Origin of the sequence: Pseudomonas sp. Sample_10 (genome assembly GCF_004321495.1) — a bacterium.
Lineage (GTDB): Bacteria > Pseudomonadota > Gammaproteobacteria > Pseudomonadales > Pseudomonadaceae > Aquipseudomonas.
On the sequence record NZ_RCOE01000063.1, the window covers coordinates 199,257 to 219,032 of the forward strand.

Here is a 19,776-nt window from a genome sequence, read left to right on the forward strand (position 1 = left end):
CCGCCTCCCGGCACGCAAACCACCATGACCTCCCCAGAAAAAACCCCGCGCAATAACGACCTGATCTACGGCCTCGACGACCGCCCTCACCTGACGGCTACCGTGTTCGCAGCCCTGCAACATGTGCTGGCCAGTTTCGTCGGCATCATCACGCCGACGCTGATCATGGGCAGCGCCCTCGGCCTGCAAAGCGAAATACCGTACCTGATCAGCATGGCGCTGTTCGTTTCCGGCCTGGGCACATTTGTTCAGGCGCGACGCTTCGGACCGGTCGGTTCAGGCCTGCTGTGCCTGCAAGGCACGAGTTTTTCGTTCATCAGCGTGATCCTCAGCGCCGGGTTCATGGTCAAGGCCCGGGGCGGCGGCACCGATGAGATTCTCTCGACGATCTTCGGCGTGTGCTTCTTCGCCGCGTTCATCGAAGTGGTGCTGAGCCAATTCATCGGCAAGCTGCGTATGCTGATCACCCCGGTGGTGACGGGCACCATCATCACCCTCATGGGCTTGTCGTTGATCAAGGTCGCGATGACCGACATTGCCGGCGGTTTCGGCGCGCCTGACCTCGGTGCAGCGAGCCATCTTGGCCTGGCCGCACTGGTGCTTGGCACTATCGTGGTACTCAACCGCGTGGACGTGCCGTTCCTGCGCCTGGGGGCAATCGTCATCGGCCTGACCCTTGGCTATGTCGTCGCCTGGCTGCTGGGGCACGTTGATTTCGCCAGCCTGCCCGCCGTGCCGCTGATGAGCGTGCCGGTGCCGTTCAAGTACGGCTTCTCTTTCGATTGGGTCGCGTTCGTGCCGGTGGCGGTGATTTTCCTGGTGTCGCCACTGGAAGCCGCCGGTGACCTGACCGCCAACTCAATGATCTCCCGGCAGCCGGTCAAAGGCCCGGTGTACATTCGCCGGATCAAATCCGGATTGCTGGCTGATGGTCTCAACTCGGCGATGGCCGCGGTGTTCAACAGCATGCCGATGGTGACGTTCGCGCAGAACAACGGCGTCATCCAGCTGACCGGCGTGGCCAGCCGTTACGTGGCGTTTTTCATTGCGGGTTTGCTGGTCGTGCTGGGGCTGTTCCCGATGATCGGCGCCGTGCTGCAATTGATGCCAAAACCGGTACTCGGAGGCGCTGAACTGGTGATGTTCGGCACGGTTGCCGTGGCCGGGATCAAGATCCTCGCCGAAGCCGGTCTGCATCGGCGCAACATGCTGATCGTGGCGATTTCCATTGGCATGGGCCTGGGTGTGGCCGCGGTGCCGGAAGTCTTGCGTGAGCTGCCGAAGGCGCTGCACAACATCTTTGAATCGCCGATCACCGTCGGTGCATTGTGCGCCATCGTTCTGAACATTTTCCTGCCGGAAGAATTCATCGAGCTGGAAGAAGACGATTTCGATCCTGAAGCGTCGATTCTGCAGGTCATGGAAAACCCGGATGTCCCGGCCAAGAGTGAACCCGCCAGACCTGCGGTTGTCGCACAGTTGAACAGCTAGGCAAATGCTCAAGGGCCGAGCCATTGCGGCTCAGCCCTTTTTTACTTGTGAGAGCACGTCCATGCGCAGCGTCCACGCCGTTATCCTTTCCCTGTTGTTACTCTCCCTCAGCGCCTGCGCCCTGCTCCCGAATCGCGATCCGCTGAACATCAACGTGGTTGGCATCGAACCTTTGCAAAGCCAGGACATGGAGATCCGTTTTGCGGTGAAGATTCGTGTGCAGAACCCCAATGAGGGCTCGATCAGTTTCAACGGGGTGGCGCTGGATCTGGACATCAACGGCCAACCCTTCGCTTCCGGTGTCAGCGATCAGTCGGGTTCGATTGCGCGCTTCTCCGAAACCGTGCTCACGGTTCCCGTCAGCGTCTCGGCGTTCTCGGTGCTGCGCCAGACCTTCGGCTTGAGCAAGACGCAGACCCTGAACAACATGCCCTACATCCTGCGTGGCAAACTCGCCGGCGGCTTGTTCGGCACCATGCGCTTTGTCGATAGCGGCAAGCTCAGCCTGCCAGGGCCGACGACGGGCAGCCGGTAACGCTGAAGATGCAGAGGCTATGAAGCAAAGCGCACACCCGGTTTCGCTCGCTCATCCACCGTCAACTCGAACACATCCGGGCGCGCATAGTGCCCGACCACGTCGTAGTCGTAACGCGCGCGAATCAAGTCGTCCGTGTCAATTTCGGCGGTCAGCAAACCGCGACCACCACGCAGCGGACCGGCCAAAATGTCGCCCATCGGCCCGACAATCACACTGCCGCCAGCAATCAATGGCCGGTCCGAAGGCCAATTGGCGACTTCCAGGCCCAAGGCCTGTGGCGAGTCCTGAACCTGACAAGCGCTGACCACAAAGCAGCGCCCCTCGTGCGCGATGTGCCGCATGCTGACTTGCCACATTTCCCGCTCATCCACCGTCGGCGCGCACCACACCTCCACACCCTTGGCGTACATCGCTGTGCGCAACAGCGGCATCATGTTTTCCCAGCACACCACCGCCGCGACCCGCCCGACCTGGCTGTCGATCACCGGTAACGTCGAACCATCGCCCTTGCCCCAGATCAGCCGTTCGGTGCCGGTCGGCATCAACTTGCGGTGCTTGCCGACCAGTCCCGCCTGCGGATCGAAATACAGCGCAGTGCAATACAACGTGCTGCCCGAGCGCTCGATGACGCCGATCACCAGGTTGGCGCCGGTACGCGCTGAAAGCCCGGCCAGCGCTTGCGTTTCCAAGCCCGGCACGTCGATGGCGTTGGCAAAATAACGGGCAAAGGCTTCGCGCCCTTCCGGCAGTCGATAGCCCAATTGGGTGCCGAACCCTTCACCTTTCGGATAACCGCCAAGCAGCGCTTCGGGCATCACCACCAGGGCGGCGGCGGATTCGATGATCGCACTTTCATACGACAGAATTTGCTCCAGCGTGTCGGCCTTGCCGCCGGGCAAGGCGCCGATTTGCAGCGCAGCAACGATTGACTTGGGCATCACAGTAACTCCAGCGGGGTCAGATGTTGCTGATTCTGCGGCGACACGGGATCATGAATAAAGCCCAGTCAGCTGCTGAATGATATGAACCAAATGAATATCAGCGACATCGATCTCAATTTGTTGAAAGTCTTTGAAGCCCTGCACGAAGAGTCCAGTGCCAGTCGAGCGGCGCTGCGCCTTGGTGTCACGCAATCGGCGGTCAGTGCCGCATTGCGGCGGTTGCGTGAGGTGTATGGCGACCAATTGTTTGTCCGAACCGGCCGGGGCCTCGCGCCAACGCTCAAGGCCAATCAACTCAAGCCGGTGGTCAGCGATGCACTGAATAAATGCCGGCAGAGCCTAGCGATGGTCGATCCGACCACCCACCATTACGACGGACGCTCGGTGAGTATCGGCTTGTCGGATGATTTCGAGATTGCCTACGGGCGTCGGCTGATAGAGGAAATTGCCCGCTGCGCGCCGAAGTTGCGCCTGATCTTTCGCCAGACCCACAGCCAGATCGTCGCTCAGGCCTTGATGGAACGCAGCATCGATCTGGCGATTACCGCCGGCGGGTTCGCCGAACGCTTGCTGAGCCGTCAGGTGCTGGGGGAAGGAAGTTACTTGTGTCTGGTCGACCCGCTCAGCCTCAGCGAGGGCCAGCAGACCATCAGTCTGGAGGAGTTCGTCACCCGTGAGCACATCCTTGTGTCTTCGGGGGGCTTTATCGGCATTACCGATGAAGGGCTGGCGGCAGTGGGCTTGAGTCGCCGGGTGTGCGCCTCGACCACGCACTTTGCAGCACTGCCGCATCTGCTCAAGGGCAGCCAGGCGGTGGCGACCATTCCGGCTCACGCGGCCAGGAGCATTGCTGCGCTCAGCGGCCTGACATTGCTGCCTTGCCCCTTGGCATTGCCGCGCTATCCGATCGAACTGGGCTGGCGTACCAGCACCCAACCAGACCCGGTGGTGCTGAAAGTGCGCGAGGCGATCGTGGCGAGTTTTATGTAGCGACTTACTTGTTGGCGGCCATCAGGCGATTGACTTCACTGCGCACCATGTTCGAGTACTCCGGTGGCGACATGCCGTCCAGCTCGGCACGAACCCACTCGGCCCACTTGCCTTTGCGTTTAGCACGTTCGCCAAACAAGCGCGCCGCTTCACCCTTGGCTTTGCCCAGGTTGTTTTGCCAGAGTTCGAACAGACGGGATTTTTCATCTTCAAGCGCAGCGCGCTCGGCGAGGGATTTGTCGGCCAGATTGAAGCTCATGGGATTTTTCCTGCTGCATAAAATAGGCGACATCTTACACTGTAGGATGAATCGTCCTGCGCTGGATTTCTTTGGAATCGGGCTGACGCGAGAAATCGCTGCAACTTTTTCCAGTGCCGAGGACTCCATTGTTCACTGTTCACCCACTGCAAGGAGTACTTCAATGGCCCGGAAAACCGCCGCACAGGCTGCCGATGAACAAATCAAGGATCAAGCCTTCAGCGAGCTTCAATCGCTGATCGAAGAGTCGGAAAAGCTGCTCAAAAGCAGTGCCTCACTGGTCGGTGAGGAAGCAGAGACATTGCGTGGGCAAATCGCCCTGAAACTCCAGCAGGCCCGGGATTCGGTGACCAGCGTACGCAACCGGACACTGCCTGCAGTCGAGGCCACTGAAACCTACATCGGCGGCCACCCTTGGCAGACGGTTGCGGTATCGGCGGGTTTCGGCCTTGTGGTGGGGATGCTCCTGGCACGCCGCTGATCATCAACCTGAACACAAAACCTGTGGGAGCGAATTCGCTCCCACAGGTTTTTCAGATCAGAGCCCTGCCAGCTCCCGCAGATCCGCCAGTGTCTGCTCATCGAGTGCGATGCCGTCGGCTTGCGACTTGGCCCGCTGATAGTGACGCCGATCACCCGGCAATCGCTTGAGCCCCACACCGTGCATCTGTCGCACCAACTCCTGACTGCGTTCGGCGAAGTTCTGCCCGGCGGCTTTGCTCGGGTCGATGACGATCAACAATTGACCGGTCCAGGGAGTCTTTGCGCCCGGGTGATTTTTCCAGTCGAACTCGAAAGAAAAATTACCCCCGGTCAACGCCGCCGCCAACAGCTCCACCATCATCGACAGCGCCGAGCCCTTGTGCCCGCCGAACGGCAACAACGCGCCACCTTCAAGAATCGCCTTCGGGTCCTGGGTCGGCTGACCGAGACTGTCCACGCCCATGCCGGGTGCCAGGCGCTCGCCCTTGCGCGCTGCGATCTGAACATCGCCGTGGGCGATGGCGCTGGTGGCCAGATCGAACACGATTGGCTCGCCGTCAGCCCGAGGGGCAGCGAAGGCAATCGGGTTGGTGCCGAACAATGGTCGATCGGCACCGTGGGGCACCACACACGTCATGCTGTTAACCACACTGAGCGCCACCAACCCTTCATAGGCAAAGGGTTCAACGTCCGGCCAGAGTGCCGCGAAGTGGTGGGAATTACGGATCGCCAGGACCGCGATGCCCGCGCTGCGAGCCTTTTCTATCAATAGTGGCCGAGCGGCAGCCAGGGCCGGTTGCGCAAAACCGTTTTTGGCATCGACCCGGACAAACCCCGAAGCCACATCCTCGACCGTCGGAACAGCCTGGCCGTCGACCCAGCCGCTCTTGAGCGTCGAGACATAGCCAGGCATACGGAACACGCCGTGGCTGTGGGCGCCGTCGCGCTCGGCACCGGCGCAGTTTTGCGCCAGCACCCGCGCGACATCGGCCGAAGTGCCGTGACGCAGGAATATCTTCTCAAGCAGTGCCGTCAGCTCATCGAGTGACAGGTTTTGCGAGACAACAGTAGACACATGTTCGTGTGGCGCAGACATCTGAAGCTCCAGACTAATTATTGGAGGGGGCTACAGCGTACGTAGAGCGCCGATTAACAACGCGCGGCGTATGCGCTGTCAACCCTTCGGTGGTGCCTGTTTGCATGAACATGGACCTGTCGTGCGTTAACTATCTACCACCCGTACCGCAGCCGCGGCTTTTAGTCTCGACGCTCCATCCATTGGCGCTCTGCGCAGTGCCTTGTTCGAGATTCGATAATGCCTGTACCTCCAGATCCACTGTTTTTCCCCGAAGCCCTGCAGTCCCCCGGCCGTTGGACTGAACTGGGTAATATCCACGGCCTGGCGCGCAAAGATTTCGAATGGTTCAAGCACATTGAACTCACCAGCCAGACCCTGCGCAGTCGTCAGTCACCACCGATGCTCGTCGAAAGAATACTGATAGGCACCTCCGACCAGGTACCGGTGCCTCTTGCCGGCTGTTTCGTGTTGAGCCCTTCTCCGGATACCAACGGGGCGATCGTTTATACACCCTACGCCGGCATTCAGAAGTTCTACAGCCGAGCAGCCTTGACCGAACACCTGGTACAAAAACTTGGCGACGCTGACGAGGACGATAACCTGCTGGCCTTCATGTCCCTTGCCCAGCGCAAGACGCTGGCGGAGGCTACCAGCGTCCAGGTGACTTATCAGACGATCGATGGCGATGTATTCGAAGACCAGGGTGCTGCCATCCGCCAAAACCTGGCTGTGAATGATCAGGCACTCATCGACGAACTGGTTGCCCTACCGTCCCTCGATTCATTGCTCGACACGATAATTGCCGACTTGCTGGCGAACACGCAGCCCGGGCTCGATCAGCGTCAGACCCGGGCAGATTTTTATCTCGACGCCACTGTCGGCCAGACGCAGAACACCTTTGAACGCTTGAGCAACTCCTTGTCACTGAAGGCTGCGGTGCTGTCCCATTACCGCAATCAACAGTGGCCAGCGGGTCAACATGTCGAGTTTTCTCACCCGCAGAAAAAGGCCAGCAGTTCCGACCAGCAACATTGGCAAGCTGCGGTACTTAGCGCCTCCAGCAAACTGCTGCCCCTGCTTTTCCAGCGCTTGGAAGCCTACTGGGAAGCACCCGCAGCCGGTGACGGTGCAACGCGCCGGTCACTCTTCAGCAGGGCCCTGTGTCAGCAGGCACGAGCAGATATTTTGCTCAAGCGTGAGGCGAAGATCATCAGCCCCGACCAAAGCCGTGCCCTGCACACTTTGTTTCAACCAACCGCCACCACGCACACCGTTACCCTGGAGACGGTGCGCCTGTGGGAGCAGCAAGCCAACTTCGTGGAATTGGCGGGCTCGCTGATGATCAGCCACTCGACTGCCTACCTTTACACCCCGACCCAGGGATTACAGGTACTGAAAGACTATCAAGACTTGAAAGCGACGTTGATGAGCAAGTTCAGCGCCAGTGGTCACGAGGACGAACTCTATGGCCTGCTGAGTCTGGGCGAACGAAACAGCTTCATCGGATTCGATCAGCCGCAAGTCTCCGGAGAGGTCGTTTACGGCCCGATATTCACGGTTCTGTTCGAGGCAATCATCACCAAACAACGGCAAAACATCGAATACGCCTTGCAGGTTTTCCGTCACAGCGACGGCACGGTGAATCTCCATGCCCTGTTCGACAAGGCGCTGGATATACGTTCGATGATCAGCGAACGCTTGCTCGCGCTCGGCACCGATGGTCGCTGGAGTACACAGCCAATGCTGGTGGGCAAGCAAAAACCCTCGGCGGTGCGCGGCGACACCGCGGCGGCCTACGTGAAAACTTTCACGGCTGTCGAAACACCGATCAGCACAGACTTCGCCGCCCAACCGATCACTTCACTCGCGTTGCAACGGCTCTATCTGGAGAAAATCAAACCGAAAATAGCCCATGCCCTGTCCGTCGGAGTTGGCGGGGAAGCCAGGCTGCGGGTGCTTGATAGAACCTTGCGGACGGCAGAACAGTCCATCGTCGACACGGTGTTCAACCCCGATCAACCGGATCGCAAAAGTCGCCGCGCACTCAATGGGTTCCGGCCTGACGCCTACACGCTGATGCTTGAATGCAGCGGACAGAAAGAGCTGCTGCCCTTGGCCAATTGCGTGCTGCTGACCGAGCGTGGCGGACTTGATAACCAACATTCGGGACGCGTCATTTTATGGTCCCCGGCAGCAGGACTCGAGGTCTTTGATTCGCTCAACCGCGCGAAACAGGTACTGAACCGACGCCTGCTCGACCCTCGCATCCGTCTGGAGCTGCTGGAGAACCTGTCCCCCGCCCTGCGTCAATTTCATCAACGCTACTCAATCCACGCGTTGCGGCTGATCGAAGGCAACGTGATGGAGCACCTCACGCAATCATCCATCGAACACTTTCTGGCCACTTGTGAGCAGGTACGCTCGCGCAAGCTTGCGCAGGCCAAAGAGCGCAAGGCACTTGGCGAACTGACGAAAAACATCATCGACACCAACTTGCCCAGGGCCGCCAGTATCGCCAAAGCCATTTCACAACAGCAGTCCTTACCCGCCTGGCTGGGCATGGCGCCCGTCGAAGAGCAACAGTTGCACATCGAACTGCTGGAGCAGTACCGCAACAGCGTTACCGATGACAAAGACTATCTGCATGGAATACAGACGCTATCTGACTACACGCGCGAGCGGTTGAAGTCATTGCTTGCCAGCCGGTTTCCCGGGACGTCGCTCAGCCCTGACGACATCACAATCACCCCCAACCTGGCGTTGGCCGGCCCGCCTCTGGCCCTGACCGATTTCGCCCTCAATCACGTCAAGATTGCTCAAGGCACGGGCTTCAAGATCACATCAACCACGACCACCTCGCTGCCCGAGGGACTGAACCAGAGCGTTGTTCAACAGTTTTTGCAGTCCCTGAATATCGAGAGTGACTTTGCAAAACGGGTGGCGGATACATTGACCGGCGCTGACACTGAAGGGTGTAAACGTCGTTTTGCCCAACAGCTTCCTTGGCAGCTCTTGCAGCATGCTCACGCATTGAAGTTGCAACAGCGTCTTTCCGGCGAGGCATTCGATCTGGTCAGCCAAGTGCTCGATATGCCGGACGCCACCGCTCGAGCCTCGGTGGACGGCGCGCACGCTATCGTCCGACCGCTCGAACTGATCAAAACAGCGGGGGCCGCTGCCATCAAAACTCTGGGACTGTATTTGATCAGCCCTGGTGCCGATCATCACGGGCCGCATGTCCTGTATGCGCCATACTTTGCAGGCTCGGCTTTCAGCGAGTTTGAAAGCGAGGCCAAAGTCGTTGCGGCGATCAATACCCCCGGGGCGTTCCAGGACCTGGTGATTCGACGATTACCTGAAAACCAACAGTCGATCTTCAGCAACCTGCTCAAGTCCACGATGGGCGAGGAAAGCGAAATCACCCTCGCCTCGTCTGCCATTGACGGCAATCTGCTGGATAGCTTGTTCAGCGACAATGCCAGCCTGTTGCAGCGAATGCTTGGCAGCCGATCGCTTGCCAACGGCCAGTCGGATTGGGAGGCCGTCAAACATCTGTTCAGCTCCGGTCTCAAACTGGCGTCCGGTCTGTTGCCGGGCAAACTCGCCTATGTGCAGTTCTTATGGCAAAGCTTCAAGGATTTCAAAGCCTCCGCCGAAGCGTTGCAGGACCACCATTGGACGCGGGCCTTGCAGGCGTTTATTGCCGGTACGGTACAAATGGTCTCCTTGGGGCGTTTGTCGCTGGAGAATGAACAGCTGACATTGCAGGAATCCAGCGAAACAACACCGGTCATCACCGCCGTGACTAAACCGAAATGGTCTGAGATCAAACTGACGTCTGCCTCACGCACTCAATTGCAAACCTTCGAAGCGTCGACCGTGTCCCTGAAAGATCTGAGCAAAAATGCCGTCGATGGCACCTACCTCAATTCAGTCGACAAACACCGTTACGCGCCCATCGCCGGCAAGGTCTATCGCGTCGATAAACCCGCTGCGGTCTGGCAAATCCTCAATGCCAGCCACGACGGGCCCTATCTGGCGAGCACATCGACCCGGCAATTGGTGCTCGACCCCGACGTGCACACCGTGCATTACGGAAAAGCCCTGTCGAAAATGCGTAACGACTATGTGGCCAGCCTCGAAGCCAGGCTGGTACTGAACATCGAAGCGCGGGGCATGGCAGCCATCCGCGCCAATCATCCGGAAAAGGCCCGCATGATTGTTCAGGCCATCGATCTGGCGCGCTATTACGCCTTCAACAGCCTGCACAATCTGGCGCAACAAAGGCAACTCACCAGTGGCACGCGCCTCGACACCTTTCTCAAGCGTTTTTTTGATGTCAGCACCGTCGACACCGCCCTGCTCGATAAAATCAAACAGGCGATACTGCCGGTGTGTACGGCACTGGTGGATCCGGACGAAGACTTGATGAACACCGAGCGCTTTGTCGTCGGTTCGAACAAATACCAGCAAGCCAATCTGATCGCGTTCGTGGTCAATGATGACGCAAGCAACCATGTGCATTTCACTGAAAGGTTCTTCGATCAACAACTGGACTGGTACAAGTCCTGTCTGACTGAACCCTTTGATGTCGATGGTCACAGCCAGGCAGCCACGCTGATTCACGAATTTTCCCATCAGTTTTCAAAAACCCTGGATATCGCGACCCTGGAAGCCCGGCGGCCATTTCTCGATCTTGTCGCACCGATCACCGGTTACGGCCGGGCAATGAAGCAAAGTCAGACGAAGTTTCAGCGGGAGGCGTTGTCCCTGAGCACCCCGAAGGAGGAACTCTTCGCACGCTGGAACAGTCGCTTGCAGTCATGGATAAGCCTGGATTCGATCCCGGGTTCGACTCACATTGGCAAGGAAATCCTCACTATTGCGGGCACCCGTACCATGGCAGCAGCCCGCGATGCGTTCCTGGATCCGAGTAACGCTGAGAAACGGATCGACATCATTTTGCGCAATGCCGATTCGATTGCCTTTCTGATTTGTGAAATGGGGCGGCAGCTCGACCCGCTTCCATCCACTTCCAACACGTCAGCCTGATCTATTAAACATGCGCAGATCCGCCGGGTCTGCCCGTGAATGTTTTTTCACACTGACGACGAATAAAACCTGGCGTCCCCGTGTTTACGGGCATCCCGGTAAAAATAAACACTCTTTGATGGTTAATTGCCATGACCGATGTTTCTCGCCGGCCGCCCTCAAGGTTAGAATGGCGCAAATCAGGATGAGTCAATGACCGACCACTCTCTCTCCCAAGACGAATACGACGCCATCACCGATGCCGCAGCGCATTGGTGCATGCGCTTGCACGCCGAAGACTGCACCGCGCAGGAGCGTCTGGCGTTCGAGCAGTGGCGCAGTGCACACCCGCTTCATGCCTTCGAGTACGAAGCCATGCTGGAAATCTGGGATGTCGCGGGGGATTTGCCTCGTCCAGAGCCTGCTGTCGTCGTGCCGATGGTGCCCGTCAAGTCACAGTCTCCATGGCGCACCTTTGGCATGGCCGCCGCCGTCTGTGCACTGGCACTGCCGCTGGCGGCCTACAGCGGCTGGAATCTGGGCTGGCTGCCCAATTCATACCAGCACTTTGAAGCGACCAACAACATACGCCAGGTCACTTTGAATGACGGCAGCAAAGTCGAACTGAACCTGGGCAGCGAGCTGACCTACAGCAATTACAAGGATCGTCGTCAGGTCACTCTGAAAAAGGGCGAAGCGTTTTTCAGCGTCAGCCATGACACTGGCCACCCTTTCGTGGTCAAGGCGGCTGAAGGCAAGATCCGCGTCACCGGTACCAGGTTCAATGTCTGGATGTATGAAGACCAGGTCAAAGTGAATCTGATCGAAGGATCGGTGCTGGTCAGCAGCAATGATGACCTGCCGGGAGATGGTTTGAGGCTTGGCCCGTCGATGCAGGCCAGTTACCGCCAGGGCGATTACATTCCGCAGATCAGCCAGACCTACGACAACGACAACGCGCTGGCCTGGCTCAACGGCAAATTGGTACTCGATGACCTGGCGCTCAACGATGCGTTGCCATTGATCAACCGCTACCTGGAAAACCCGTTGATGGTTGCCGACCACAATACCGGCGCGATCCGGATTGGGGGCATCTACAACATCAAGGAACTCAATAGCCTGGTGGCAACCCTGCCCAAGGTGCTGCCGGTCTACCTGACCCGCAACAAAGAGGGCAACCCGGTCCTCAACTCCATCCCGCAACAACCGCCGAAAAGCTGAAAGGCCGCATCCTTTGCCGAGTGCGGCCTTTCATTGAACGGCTGCAGCGGTGTTTACTGTGCCGCCACCTTCCCGGTTCTTTCATCCTGCTCGCGCAGGGTCATGGCCTGATAGTGCGGATCGGCCTGGATCTGTTGCTCGGTGAACGGCAGCACACTCAACTGTTTTTTCGAAAATGCCTCAGTCTGATCCCGCGCGTACTTCGAAGACGGGTCACTGGAGAGCGAGAACGCCAACACACCTTTGGCCTGCGGACCGTTCTCATCGAACGTCACCACCTGCAAGTAGCTGGTGCCGCTGACAACTTCGCGTTTGCCGTCGCTGCGGGGCACACTCTGGATGGCGTTGTAGACGCCCAATGTTCCCGGCCCACCGTGAATCGGCGTTTGCTGGACACCGCTGCTGACGACTTGAACATCACCCCAGCGCGTGGCCTGCTTCAGCCCGGAGGCGTTGACCTGCTCCACCGAGGCCAACATCGCCTGGCGCAACGCTTTCACCACGTGCGGACGATCAAGCGCCAAACCCCGTGGCGTGTGTTGCGGGTCTTTGGGATCGAACGCTACACGCCAGACATCCGGCATTTGCTGCAAAGCTTCCATGACATTCTGGAAGTGTACGAAGCCCAGGCCACTGTCCAGATTTGCCTTGCGGTCCCAGGCCTTGAAACTGGCGCACAGCGGGGCCAGCGTTTTCGCATCGGTGCCAAGACCATCGGCGCAGAACTGCAGCAGGTCCGGCATCACTAGTGCGGCCTGATAGACCTGATCATCCATCACCATGTGTTGCAGATCCTGCGCGCTGAGCGTTCCCGCCTGGGTCAGTCTGCCCAACCGTTGCAGGGCGAATCGCGCACGCAAACCCAATGGCTGGTTTTCCTGGCTGATCAGCGGCGAGTAACCGGTCAACGGTTGCGCCGGGTTGGCCATCCAAGCCGAATCATTGGAATGCTGCACAAAGTCCTTGCGCAACAGTTGCGGCAGCTTGTCTGCTGCATAAATGCCTTTCTGCGCGGCCCGCGGGTCAATGTCCCACGCGCACGCACTATTCGAACCGTCGAGAATGATCATTTCCAGACCGATACGCGGATCGCTGCACTGCGCCAGTTTCTCGGCACTGACGTTGGGCACCACCGACAAATTCATGTACAGGGTTTGCCCCTTGTCATCCGCCGCCAGCGTATTGACCCAAGGGATGCCCTGGATCTTGTTGACACTGGCCTGAAACGCTTCAAGGCTATTGGCGCGATTCATCGCGTACCACTGGGCCAACACCCGATCGTTTTCCAGGTTGGCATCACGCAGGCTGTAGGCAAACTGGTTATCCCAATCCAGTTTGCCGGGCCAATTCACGATCGGGCCGAACTGCGAGCTGTACACCACGTGGGAAATGGCTTTGACCGTTCCATCGGCTTGCTTCACATCGACGGTCAGTGCTTGCCTGTGCATCGGCAGTGACTTGCCGTCGAGCAGATAGCGGGTCGGGTCCTTTGGATCGAGTTGCAAGCGGTACAGGGTGAAATGCTTGGACGTGTCCACGGTGTGGGTCCAGGCCAAATGCCGGTTGAAACCGATATTGATCAACGGCAGGCCCGGCAATGCAGCCCCCATCACATCCAGTTTGCCCGCAATAGTCAGGTGCATTTGATAGAAACGCATGCCGCCGACCCACGGAAAATGAGGGTTTGCCAACAACATGCCACGGCCGTTGAAGGAGCGCTCGCTGCCCACCGCCACCGCATTGCTGCCGCGGTCGAGGGCAAAACGCTGCAGGCGCGAAGCAGCCAGCTGAAATGACGCGCGCTCACCGGCATGGGTGGCGACGGCAGTCGGGGGTGTCGCCCCCGCCACCGCCTCGGCAAATTGCCCGATCCCCCCTTCGACCAACAGCCGTCGAGTCAACTTGACCAGGTCCGTGGTGGTGATTTCCCGCACCCAGTCGCCCTGACATTGCGCCGGTAGCCCCTGCCCTCGGCTTTGCGACAGGAATCGGTTGTAGCCGGCCACATAACCTTCCATCAGTTCGCGCACTTCAGGGGTTTGTGCCCGCCAGAACCCGCTGACCGCCTGCTCTGTGTTCAAGCCATTGAAAAACAAGTCGCTGGCCAGGTTTGCTCGCTCTTCCAACGTGAATTGATCAGGGCCGAAATAACGCGAGCGTTGACCGTTCACCGTGACGATCTCATTCGCCAGCAAACACAGGTTATCCTGAGCGTAGGCATAGCCGATGCCATAACCGAGCCCTCGCTCGTTTTCGGCACGAATGTGCGGAACACCGAACGTGGTCCGGCGGATATCGGCACTCGCCTGCTCAGGCTGGCTGCGTGCATTCGCCGCGAGACTGAGCCCCAAGAACAAACCTGCCAGGCTCAACCTGGTTAACTGGCTGGAAATAATCACACTCGCTCCTGATCGAAAAACAATGGTCACAGTTCTGCGTACTGACACGCACTGCGCATCCTTTCAGGGACGAAGCAAACGACAAAAATTTAGGAGAATGAACTGCCATCCAGAGGCGCCCGACAGAGCGGTGACGTAATGACGACGAAATTTCTACATTCAAGTCTTCATTATTTGGGTCGCTCATACGTCTTGTTATGCAAGAGCGCCCCATTTTTCCTGATCAGGCTCTGAAAAGGAGTTTTGCAATGTACAACTCGCATCTGCCAACGGACGGTAGCAACGCGCCAAAGAGCACCTCCATTGGGGTCGGCGTTTTCGACCAGCGTACCGAGCGCAATGGCAACGAGAGGATTCGCTTCCTGCTCAAAAGCTTTGGCTTGCGAACGAGTCTGATTCGCCTGAAAGTCATCGACGCTTTGCTGACAGCCGCCGAAAGCGACCGCAGCCTGGGCGTGCGCGGTGTACACAGTCATTTGCTGGAACTGGATATTCCCCTGTCCTTTCTGAGTGTTCGCGAGGTGTTGAAACGTCTGTGCAGCGAAGGCGTGATCGTCCTCAACCCGGACAAAAGCTACAGCCTCGACCCACGGGCCGCCGCCGTGCTGCACAACGATTGATCAAGTGGCCTTGAGCCTCACGGCTCAGGGCTTCACCTTGCGACGCATCACGCCATTGATCACGACCACGACCACCGCCACGCCGATGGCTATGTACTGGAACAGTTTTTCACTGATGACACCGGTGTTCTGCAAATACGAAAGGCCAAACATGATCCCCAGGACCACCAGGGAGATCAGAATCGAATATTTCAAACGTTGCGACTGGGTCATTGCAGTTCCTGAATCTGAATAAGTGTATGCGCTGTGTACCCGATTGCTGCCAGATCCCTGCCGTTCAGTGGGGATGGGCGTTGCAACCGGGGCCACATGTTACATCAACTGCCTGAGCGTCGCCCCGGCTGACAAATTTGTCATGCCGCCCTCATCTGCCTGACAGCCTTGATCTACGATAATAGGGCTGCACTGCGCCGTAGTACTTTGATACAAACCATGAATGCCTGCCCGGAAAAACCGGTCAGAATGCGTTTTTTTCGCCCGCAATCCGAGACTTGACCCGTCATGCGAAACTCTCTGCGTCTGGCTGCCTTGAGCGCCCTGTTCATTTCTTCCCTGGCCCAGGCCGCTGACCTGATCCCGATCGAAGTCCACCGCGACGCCAATTGCGGCTGCTGCAAAAAATGGATCACTCACCTGGAAGCCAACGGCTTCAAGGTCGAGGACCACGTCGAAGCCAACATGAGTGAGTTCAAGCAACAGCATGGCGTACCGCCGCGTCTGGCGTCTTGCCACACCGGGCTGGTCAACGGCAAATTCGTTGAAGGCCATGTCCCGGCCGATCAGGTGCTGGCCCTGAGCAAACGCAACGACCTGCTGGGCGTGGCCGCGCCCGGCATGCCCATGGGCTCGCCCGGCATGGAGATGGACGGCATGAGCGATGCCTATCAGGTGATCGGCCTGAAAAAGGACGGCACGGATGTGGTCGTGGCCGACTACCCGGCCCATTGATTTTCGGCGCCTATATCGGTTTGTTCCTGGCGGCATTTGGTGCCGCGACCTTGTTGCCGTTGCAGTCCGAAGCCCTGCTGGTGGGCTTGCTGCTCAGCGACAAATACTGGCTATGGGTATTGTTGGCAATGGCGACACTGGGCAATGTCCTCGGCTCGCTGGTGAACTGGTGGTTGGGCCGCACCGTTGAACGCTACCGTGACCGGCGCTGGTTCCCGGTCAGCCCTGCTCATCTGGAAAAAGCCCGTATCCACTATCAGCGCTACGGACATTGGTCACTGCTGCTCAGCTGGCTGCCGATCATCGGCGATCCGCTGACGCTGGTGGCCGGTGTGTTGCGTGAGCCGCTGGGGCGATTCCTGCTGATCGTGACCCTGGCCAAGGGCGCCCGCTATGGCGTACTGGCATTGGCCACTTTGGGCTGGATGGGTTGAACCAACCGTGGTGGCGATTGCCTGTTTAATGTCGCCCTAATCATGCCGATCCAGGATCGGCGGATTTCCAATGGAGTTCACCCATGCCCTTGACCCGCTCACACTGGTTTGCCGGCCTGCTGCTCACCGCCGCACTGCCGGCCCTTGCCGCTGAAGGCCCGGCGTACGGTCCTGAATTACAAGGTTTTGCATACCCTTACACCGTCAAACACTTTGCCTTCCAATCCCAGGGCAAATCCCTGCAAATGGGTTACATGGACGTCGCCGCCCATGGCAAGGCCAACGGGCGCAGCGTGGTGCTGATGCACGGCAAGAATTTCTGCGGGGCCACCTGGGAAACCTCGATCAAGGCACTGAGTGACGCCGGTTACCGGGTCATCGCCCCGGACCAGATCGGTTTCTGCACATCCAGCAAGCCTGACCACTATCAGTACACGTTCCAGCAATTGGCGAGCAACACCCAGCAATTGCTCAAAGCCCTCGGCATCCAGAAAGCCACCCTGCTCGGCCACTCTACCGGTGGCATGCTCGCCACCCGCTATGCGCTGCAGTATCCCGATCAGGTTGAACAACTGGCGATGGTCAATCCCATCGGCCTGGAAGACTGGAAGGCCCTCGGCGTCCCGTACCGCACCGTCGATCAGTGGTACGAACGTGAGCTGAAGGTCAACGCACAGGGCATTCATGATTATCAGCGCAGCACCTATTACGACGGGCGCTGGAAACCGGAGTTTGATCGCTGGGTAGACATGTACGCCGGTCTGGCCAAAGGCCCTGGCAAGGCTCAGGTCGCATGGAACTCGGCACTGATCTACGACATGATCTTCACCCAACCGGTGTATTACGAGTTCAAGGACTTGAAGATGCCGACCCTGTTGTTGATCGGCACGGCCGACAGCACCGCCATCAACAAGGACCTCGCTTCACCGGAGGTCAAGGCGAAGATCGGCCGTTACGACGTACTCGGCAAGCAGGTGGCAAAACTGATTCCCCAATCGACACTGGTCGAATTCCCCGGCATGGGCCACGCCCCGCAAATGGAAGAACCGGCGCAATTCCACAAGGCCCTGCTCGACTGGCTGAACAAAACCAACCCTGTGCGTTAATTGAGGCAAGGCTGAAGGCGGTGCCAATGACGCTGATTGGCGATTCGTGGGGTCAGCCCGTTCGTGTACTCAACGGATACCGCGTTATCGTTCATCGCGAGCAAGCTTTGCTCCTACTGAAGCGACCTGTAGGAGCAAAGCTTGCTCGCGATGAGCCCCGTACTCATGGCGACCACCCAAGAGCCTGCACTGCAATGGTGCATTGCCGCTGTTCACAGACGCACACCGATGTGACAGTACTGCTTCATTTCCTGACAAAACTGCAAAAAAACCTGCCCTTCGTCGGTGCGTAAGCCCTCAAATCCGGCACGCTCGTACCTCGTCAACCGATTGTCGAACAATTTTGCCATCTGCACGTTACCGCTCTAACTTCTGGCCTAGACTCATTTCTCGGGGCAAAACCGGTCGGTCACAAAGTGGGAAAAAAGTCGAAACTTTTGCCACGCATGGTCGGTCGACTAAAAGGAAGCTGCGTTGCGACTGGTGCAATCCTTGCAATGGCTACTCCACCCATCTTGCTACAGCGCATTGGGCAGCGCTTGCTCACTGATGCGCAGCGCTTCAGCGCCCGGCCACAGGATTTGGCCACGAAACACCGTCTGCCAGGCCTAAGAAGATCAACAACGCGGGAGATTCATATGATTAGTGCGGCTTTAGATGTTCAGGGAGAACGTGCTCATCAGCATGTCGGCGAATCAAGCACTGTGAGTGCACCGGCTTCCCAATCGATCAGCGTTCCCGGCACCAAGACACTGGCTCCCGTGGCCAGCCGAAATCCGAACAAGAAAAAAGTCTTGTTCGTGACCTCGGAAATCGCCGATCTGGTGAAAACCGGTGGTTTGGGCGACGTTTCCGCTGCACTGCCCCGCGCCATGGCGCACTTGCACGATGTACGGGTTTTGATTCCGGGTTACCCGCAAGTGCTGCACAGCGAAAATCCGATTCACATCATTGGCGAGCTTGGCGGTCATGCCGCATTGCCGCCGTGCAAGATCGGGCGCATGGACATGCCCGATGGCTTGGTCATTTACGTGTTGATCTGCCCTGAACTCTACGAGCGCGAAGGTTCGCCTTATGGCGCCAACAATGGCCGCGACTGGCCGGACAATCACATTCGTTTCGCCCGCCTCGGTCTGGCCGCTGCCGATATCGCCGCCAACCTCGCCCAAATCCACTGGTGCCCGGACCTGGTGCACGCCCACGATTGGCCGGCCGGCCTGGCGCCTGCCTATATGCACTGGCGCGGGCAGCGTACCCCGACGCTGTTCACCATCCATAACCTCGCCTATCAAGGCGTGACCAGCCTGGGTTCCTGCCCGGAACTGGGTATTCCCCATCACGCGCTGCAACAGGAAGGCATGGAATTCTACGGCAAGATGTCGTTCCTCAAGGCCGGCATGGCCTACTCGAGCCACATCACCACCGTCAGCGCGACCTACGCCCAGGAAATCACCACACCGGATTTCGGCTGCGGTCTCGACGGCTTTCTCGCCGCCAAGACCCAGCAAGGTTTGCTCAGCGGCATTCCCAACGGTATCGATGAAAGCTGGGACGCCGCCACTGACGCGCACTTGCTCTGCCCGTTCAGCATCGGTGACTGGGACGGCAAGGCCGCCAACGCCGCCCATGTACGCGAGTTGTTTGGCCTCGACGACTCCGAAGGTCCGCTGTTTGCCGTGGTTTCACGTCTGGTTTACCAGAAAGGCCTGGACCTTACCGAAGCGGTTTCCGAATACATCGTCAAATCCGGTGGCCAGATCGCGATCATCGGTCGTGGCGAGCCGGAAGAAGAACAAGCGATGCGCGAGCTGGCCTTGCGGTTCCCCGGTCAGATCGGCGTGCGCATCGGCTTTAACGAAACCGATGCCCGGCGCATGTTCGCCGGCAGCGATTTCCTGTTGATGCCTTCACGCTATGAACCTTGCGGCCTGAGCCAGATGTACGCCCAGCGCTTCGGCTCCCTGCCGGTGGCGCGCAATACCGGGGGCCTGGCCGACACCATTGAAAACGGCGTGACCGGTTTCCTGTTCGATGAATCCACGGTCGAGAGTTATCAGGAGGCCCTGAGCCGCGCGTTCAAGGTCTTCGCATTTCCGGACTTGTTGCACGCCATGCGTTGCCGAGCCATGGCAGCACCGTTCAACTGGTGCAAAGCCGTCGAACCCTATGCCGAACTCTATGAACAACTAGTGGCCAAGGCCTTGGGGAAATCGCACAAACAATAAGAGGTTTTGCAA

16 protein-coding genes are annotated in these 19,776 nt (G+C 58.5%); 11 read left to right on the forward strand and 5 right to left on the reverse strand.

Annotation, left to right across the window (positions count from 1 at the left end):
• Positions 1–24: 24 nt before the first annotated feature.
• Together D8U18_RS06095 and D8U18_RS06100 are read left to right on the forward strand one after the other, a co-directional pair.
• Positions 25–1,491 (forward strand): nucleobase:cation symporter-2 family protein, encoded by a 1,467-nt coding sequence (locus D8U18_RS06095; RefSeq protein ID WP_130905619.1) that lies wholly within the window; start codon positions 25–27, stop codon positions 1,489–1,491.
• 61 nt (positions 1,492–1,552) lie between these two features.
• Positions 1,553–2,026: an LEA type 2 family protein gene (locus D8U18_RS06100; protein ID WP_130907260.1), complete on the forward strand. Its 474-nt coding sequence runs from the start codon at positions 1,553–1,555 to the stop codon at positions 2,024–2,026.
• A gap of 17 nt (positions 2,027–2,043) precedes the next feature.
• Here the strand turns inward: D8U18_RS06100 and D8U18_RS06105 are convergent, their stop codons facing one another.
• Positions 2,044–2,967: a carbon-nitrogen hydrolase family protein gene (locus D8U18_RS06105; RefSeq protein ID WP_056855467.1), complete on the reverse strand. Its 924-nt coding sequence runs from the start codon at positions 2,965–2,967 to the stop codon at positions 2,044–2,046.
• Between the two features lie 84 nt (positions 2,968–3,051).
• Here D8U18_RS06105 and D8U18_RS06110 point away from each other — a divergent pair, with 84 nt between their 5' ends.
• Complete coding sequence (locus D8U18_RS06110) at positions 3,052–3,960, forward strand: LysR family transcriptional regulator (protein WP_130907258.1); 909 nt, start codon at positions 3,052–3,054, stop codon at positions 3,958–3,960.
• Between the two features lie 4 nt (positions 3,961–3,964).
• Here D8U18_RS06110 and D8U18_RS06115 read toward each other — a convergent pair whose 3' ends face one another.
• Positions 3,965–4,219, reverse strand: coding sequence for a hypothetical protein (locus tag D8U18_RS06115; protein WP_056855469.1), 255 nt, complete (start codon positions 4,217–4,219; stop codon positions 3,965–3,967).
• Between the two features lie 163 nt (positions 4,220–4,382).
• On the opposite strand from D8U18_RS06115, the gene D8U18_RS06120 reads away from it, so the two are divergent.
• On the forward strand, positions 4,383–4,700 hold the full coding sequence (locus tag D8U18_RS06120; RefSeq protein WP_056855470.1) for a DUF883 family protein: 318 nt from the start codon (positions 4,383–4,385) through the stop codon (positions 4,698–4,700).
• Between the two features lie 57 nt (positions 4,701–4,757).
• On the opposite strand, the gene D8U18_RS06125 is transcribed toward D8U18_RS06120, so the two are convergent.
• Positions 4,758–5,798: an Ldh family oxidoreductase gene (locus D8U18_RS06125; RefSeq protein WP_056855471.1), complete on the reverse strand. Its 1,041-nt coding sequence runs from the start codon at positions 5,796–5,798 to the stop codon at positions 4,758–4,760.
• A gap of 219 nt (positions 5,799–6,017) precedes the next feature.
• On the opposite strand from D8U18_RS06125, the gene D8U18_RS06130 reads away from it, so the two are divergent.
• Both D8U18_RS06130 and D8U18_RS06135 read left to right on the forward strand, forming a co-directional pair.
• Entirely contained in the window at positions 6,018–10,832 is a 4,815-nt protein-coding gene (locus D8U18_RS06130) for a DUF6543 domain-containing protein (RefSeq protein ID WP_131107272.1), read from the forward strand.
• Positions 10,833–11,024: 192 nt separating this feature from the next.
• Positions 11,025–12,032: a FecR family protein gene (locus D8U18_RS06135; protein WP_131107273.1), complete on the forward strand. Its 1,008-nt coding sequence runs from the start codon at positions 11,025–11,027 to the stop codon at positions 12,030–12,032.
• 53 nt (positions 12,033–12,085) lie between these two features.
• On the opposite strand, the gene D8U18_RS06140 is transcribed toward D8U18_RS06135, so the two are convergent.
• Entirely contained in the window at positions 12,086–14,431 is a 2,346-nt protein-coding gene (locus D8U18_RS06140; RefSeq protein WP_131107274.1) for an acylase, read from the reverse strand.
• 248 nt (positions 14,432–14,679) lie between these two features.
• On the opposite strand from D8U18_RS06140, the gene D8U18_RS06145 reads away from it, so the two are divergent.
• Positions 14,680–15,051 (forward strand): hypothetical protein, encoded by a 372-nt coding sequence (locus D8U18_RS06145; protein WP_056855475.1) that lies wholly within the window; start codon positions 14,680–14,682, stop codon positions 15,049–15,051.
• A 24-nt stretch (positions 15,052–15,075) separates the two neighbouring features.
• On the opposite strand, the gene D8U18_RS06150 is transcribed toward D8U18_RS06145, so the two are convergent.
• Positions 15,076–15,264 (reverse strand): hypothetical protein, encoded by a 189-nt coding sequence (locus D8U18_RS06150; RefSeq protein ID WP_130907255.1) that lies wholly within the window; start codon positions 15,262–15,264, stop codon positions 15,076–15,078.
• A 288-nt stretch (positions 15,265–15,552) separates the two neighbouring features.
• Between D8U18_RS06150 and D8U18_RS06155 the strand changes: the two genes are divergently transcribed.
• From D8U18_RS06155 to glgA, 4 genes are all read left to right on the forward strand, one after another.
• Positions 15,553–15,999, forward strand: a complete 447-nt coding sequence (locus D8U18_RS06155) for a DUF411 domain-containing protein (protein WP_130905627.1) — start codon at positions 15,553–15,555, stop codon at positions 15,997–15,999.
• Complete coding sequence (locus D8U18_RS06160; protein ID WP_131107292.1) at positions 15,999–16,433, forward strand: YqaA family protein; 435 nt, start codon at positions 15,999–16,001, stop codon at positions 16,431–16,433. Before D8U18_RS06155 ends, D8U18_RS06160 begins: the two co-directional genes overlap by 1 nt.
• A gap of 83 nt (positions 16,434–16,516) precedes the next feature.
• Positions 16,517–17,539, forward strand: a complete 1,023-nt coding sequence (locus D8U18_RS06165) for an alpha/beta hydrolase (RefSeq protein ID WP_056855477.1) — start codon at positions 16,517–16,519, stop codon at positions 17,537–17,539.
• 638 nt (positions 17,540–18,177) lie between these two features.
• On the forward strand, positions 18,178–19,764 hold the full coding sequence (glgA, locus tag D8U18_RS06170) for a glycogen synthase GlgA (protein WP_056855478.1): 1,587 nt from the start codon (positions 18,178–18,180) through the stop codon (positions 19,762–19,764).
• Positions 19,765–19,776 lie beyond the last annotated feature (12 nt).

Coding starts and splice junctions, on each gene's coding strand:
- D8U18_RS06095 (WP_130905619.1), top strand. CDS start 25: ATGACCTCCCCAGAAAAAACCCCGCGCAATAACGACCTGATCTACGGC.
- D8U18_RS06100 (WP_130907260.1), top strand. CDS start 1,553: ATGCGCAGCGTCCACGCCGTTATCCTTTCCCTGTTGTTACTCTCCCTC.
- D8U18_RS06105 (WP_056855467.1), bottom strand. CDS start 2,967: ATGCCCAAGTCAATCGTTGCTGCGCTGCAAATCGGCGCCTTGCCCGGC.
- D8U18_RS06110 (WP_130907258.1), top strand. CDS start 3,052: ATGAACCAAATGAATATCAGCGACATCGATCTCAATTTGTTGAAAGTC.
- D8U18_RS06115 (WP_056855469.1), bottom strand. CDS start 4,219: ATGAGCTTCAATCTGGCCGACAAATCCCTCGCCGAGCGCGCTGCGCTT.
- D8U18_RS06120 (WP_056855470.1), top strand. CDS start 4,383: ATGGCCCGGAAAACCGCCGCACAGGCTGCCGATGAACAAATCAAGGAT.
- D8U18_RS06125 (WP_056855471.1), bottom strand. CDS start 5,798: ATGTCTGCGCCACACGAACATGTGTCTACTGTTGTCTCGCAAAACCTG.
- D8U18_RS06130 (WP_131107272.1), top strand. CDS start 6,018: ATGCCTGTACCTCCAGATCCACTGTTTTTCCCCGAAGCCCTGCAGTCC.
- D8U18_RS06135 (WP_131107273.1), top strand. CDS start 11,025: ATGACCGACCACTCTCTCTCCCAAGACGAATACGACGCCATCACCGAT.
- D8U18_RS06145 (WP_056855475.1), top strand. CDS start 14,680: ATGTACAACTCGCATCTGCCAACGGACGGTAGCAACGCGCCAAAGAGC.
- D8U18_RS06150 (WP_130907255.1), bottom strand. CDS start 15,264: ATGACCCAGTCGCAACGTTTGAAATATTCGATTCTGATCTCCCTGGTG.
- D8U18_RS06155 (WP_130905627.1), top strand. CDS start 15,553: ATGCGAAACTCTCTGCGTCTGGCTGCCTTGAGCGCCCTGTTCATTTCT.
- D8U18_RS06165 (WP_056855477.1), top strand. CDS start 16,517: ATGCCCTTGACCCGCTCACACTGGTTTGCCGGCCTGCTGCTCACCGCC.
- glgA (WP_056855478.1), top strand. CDS start 18,178: ATGATTAGTGCGGCTTTAGATGTTCAGGGAGAACGTGCTCATCAGCAT.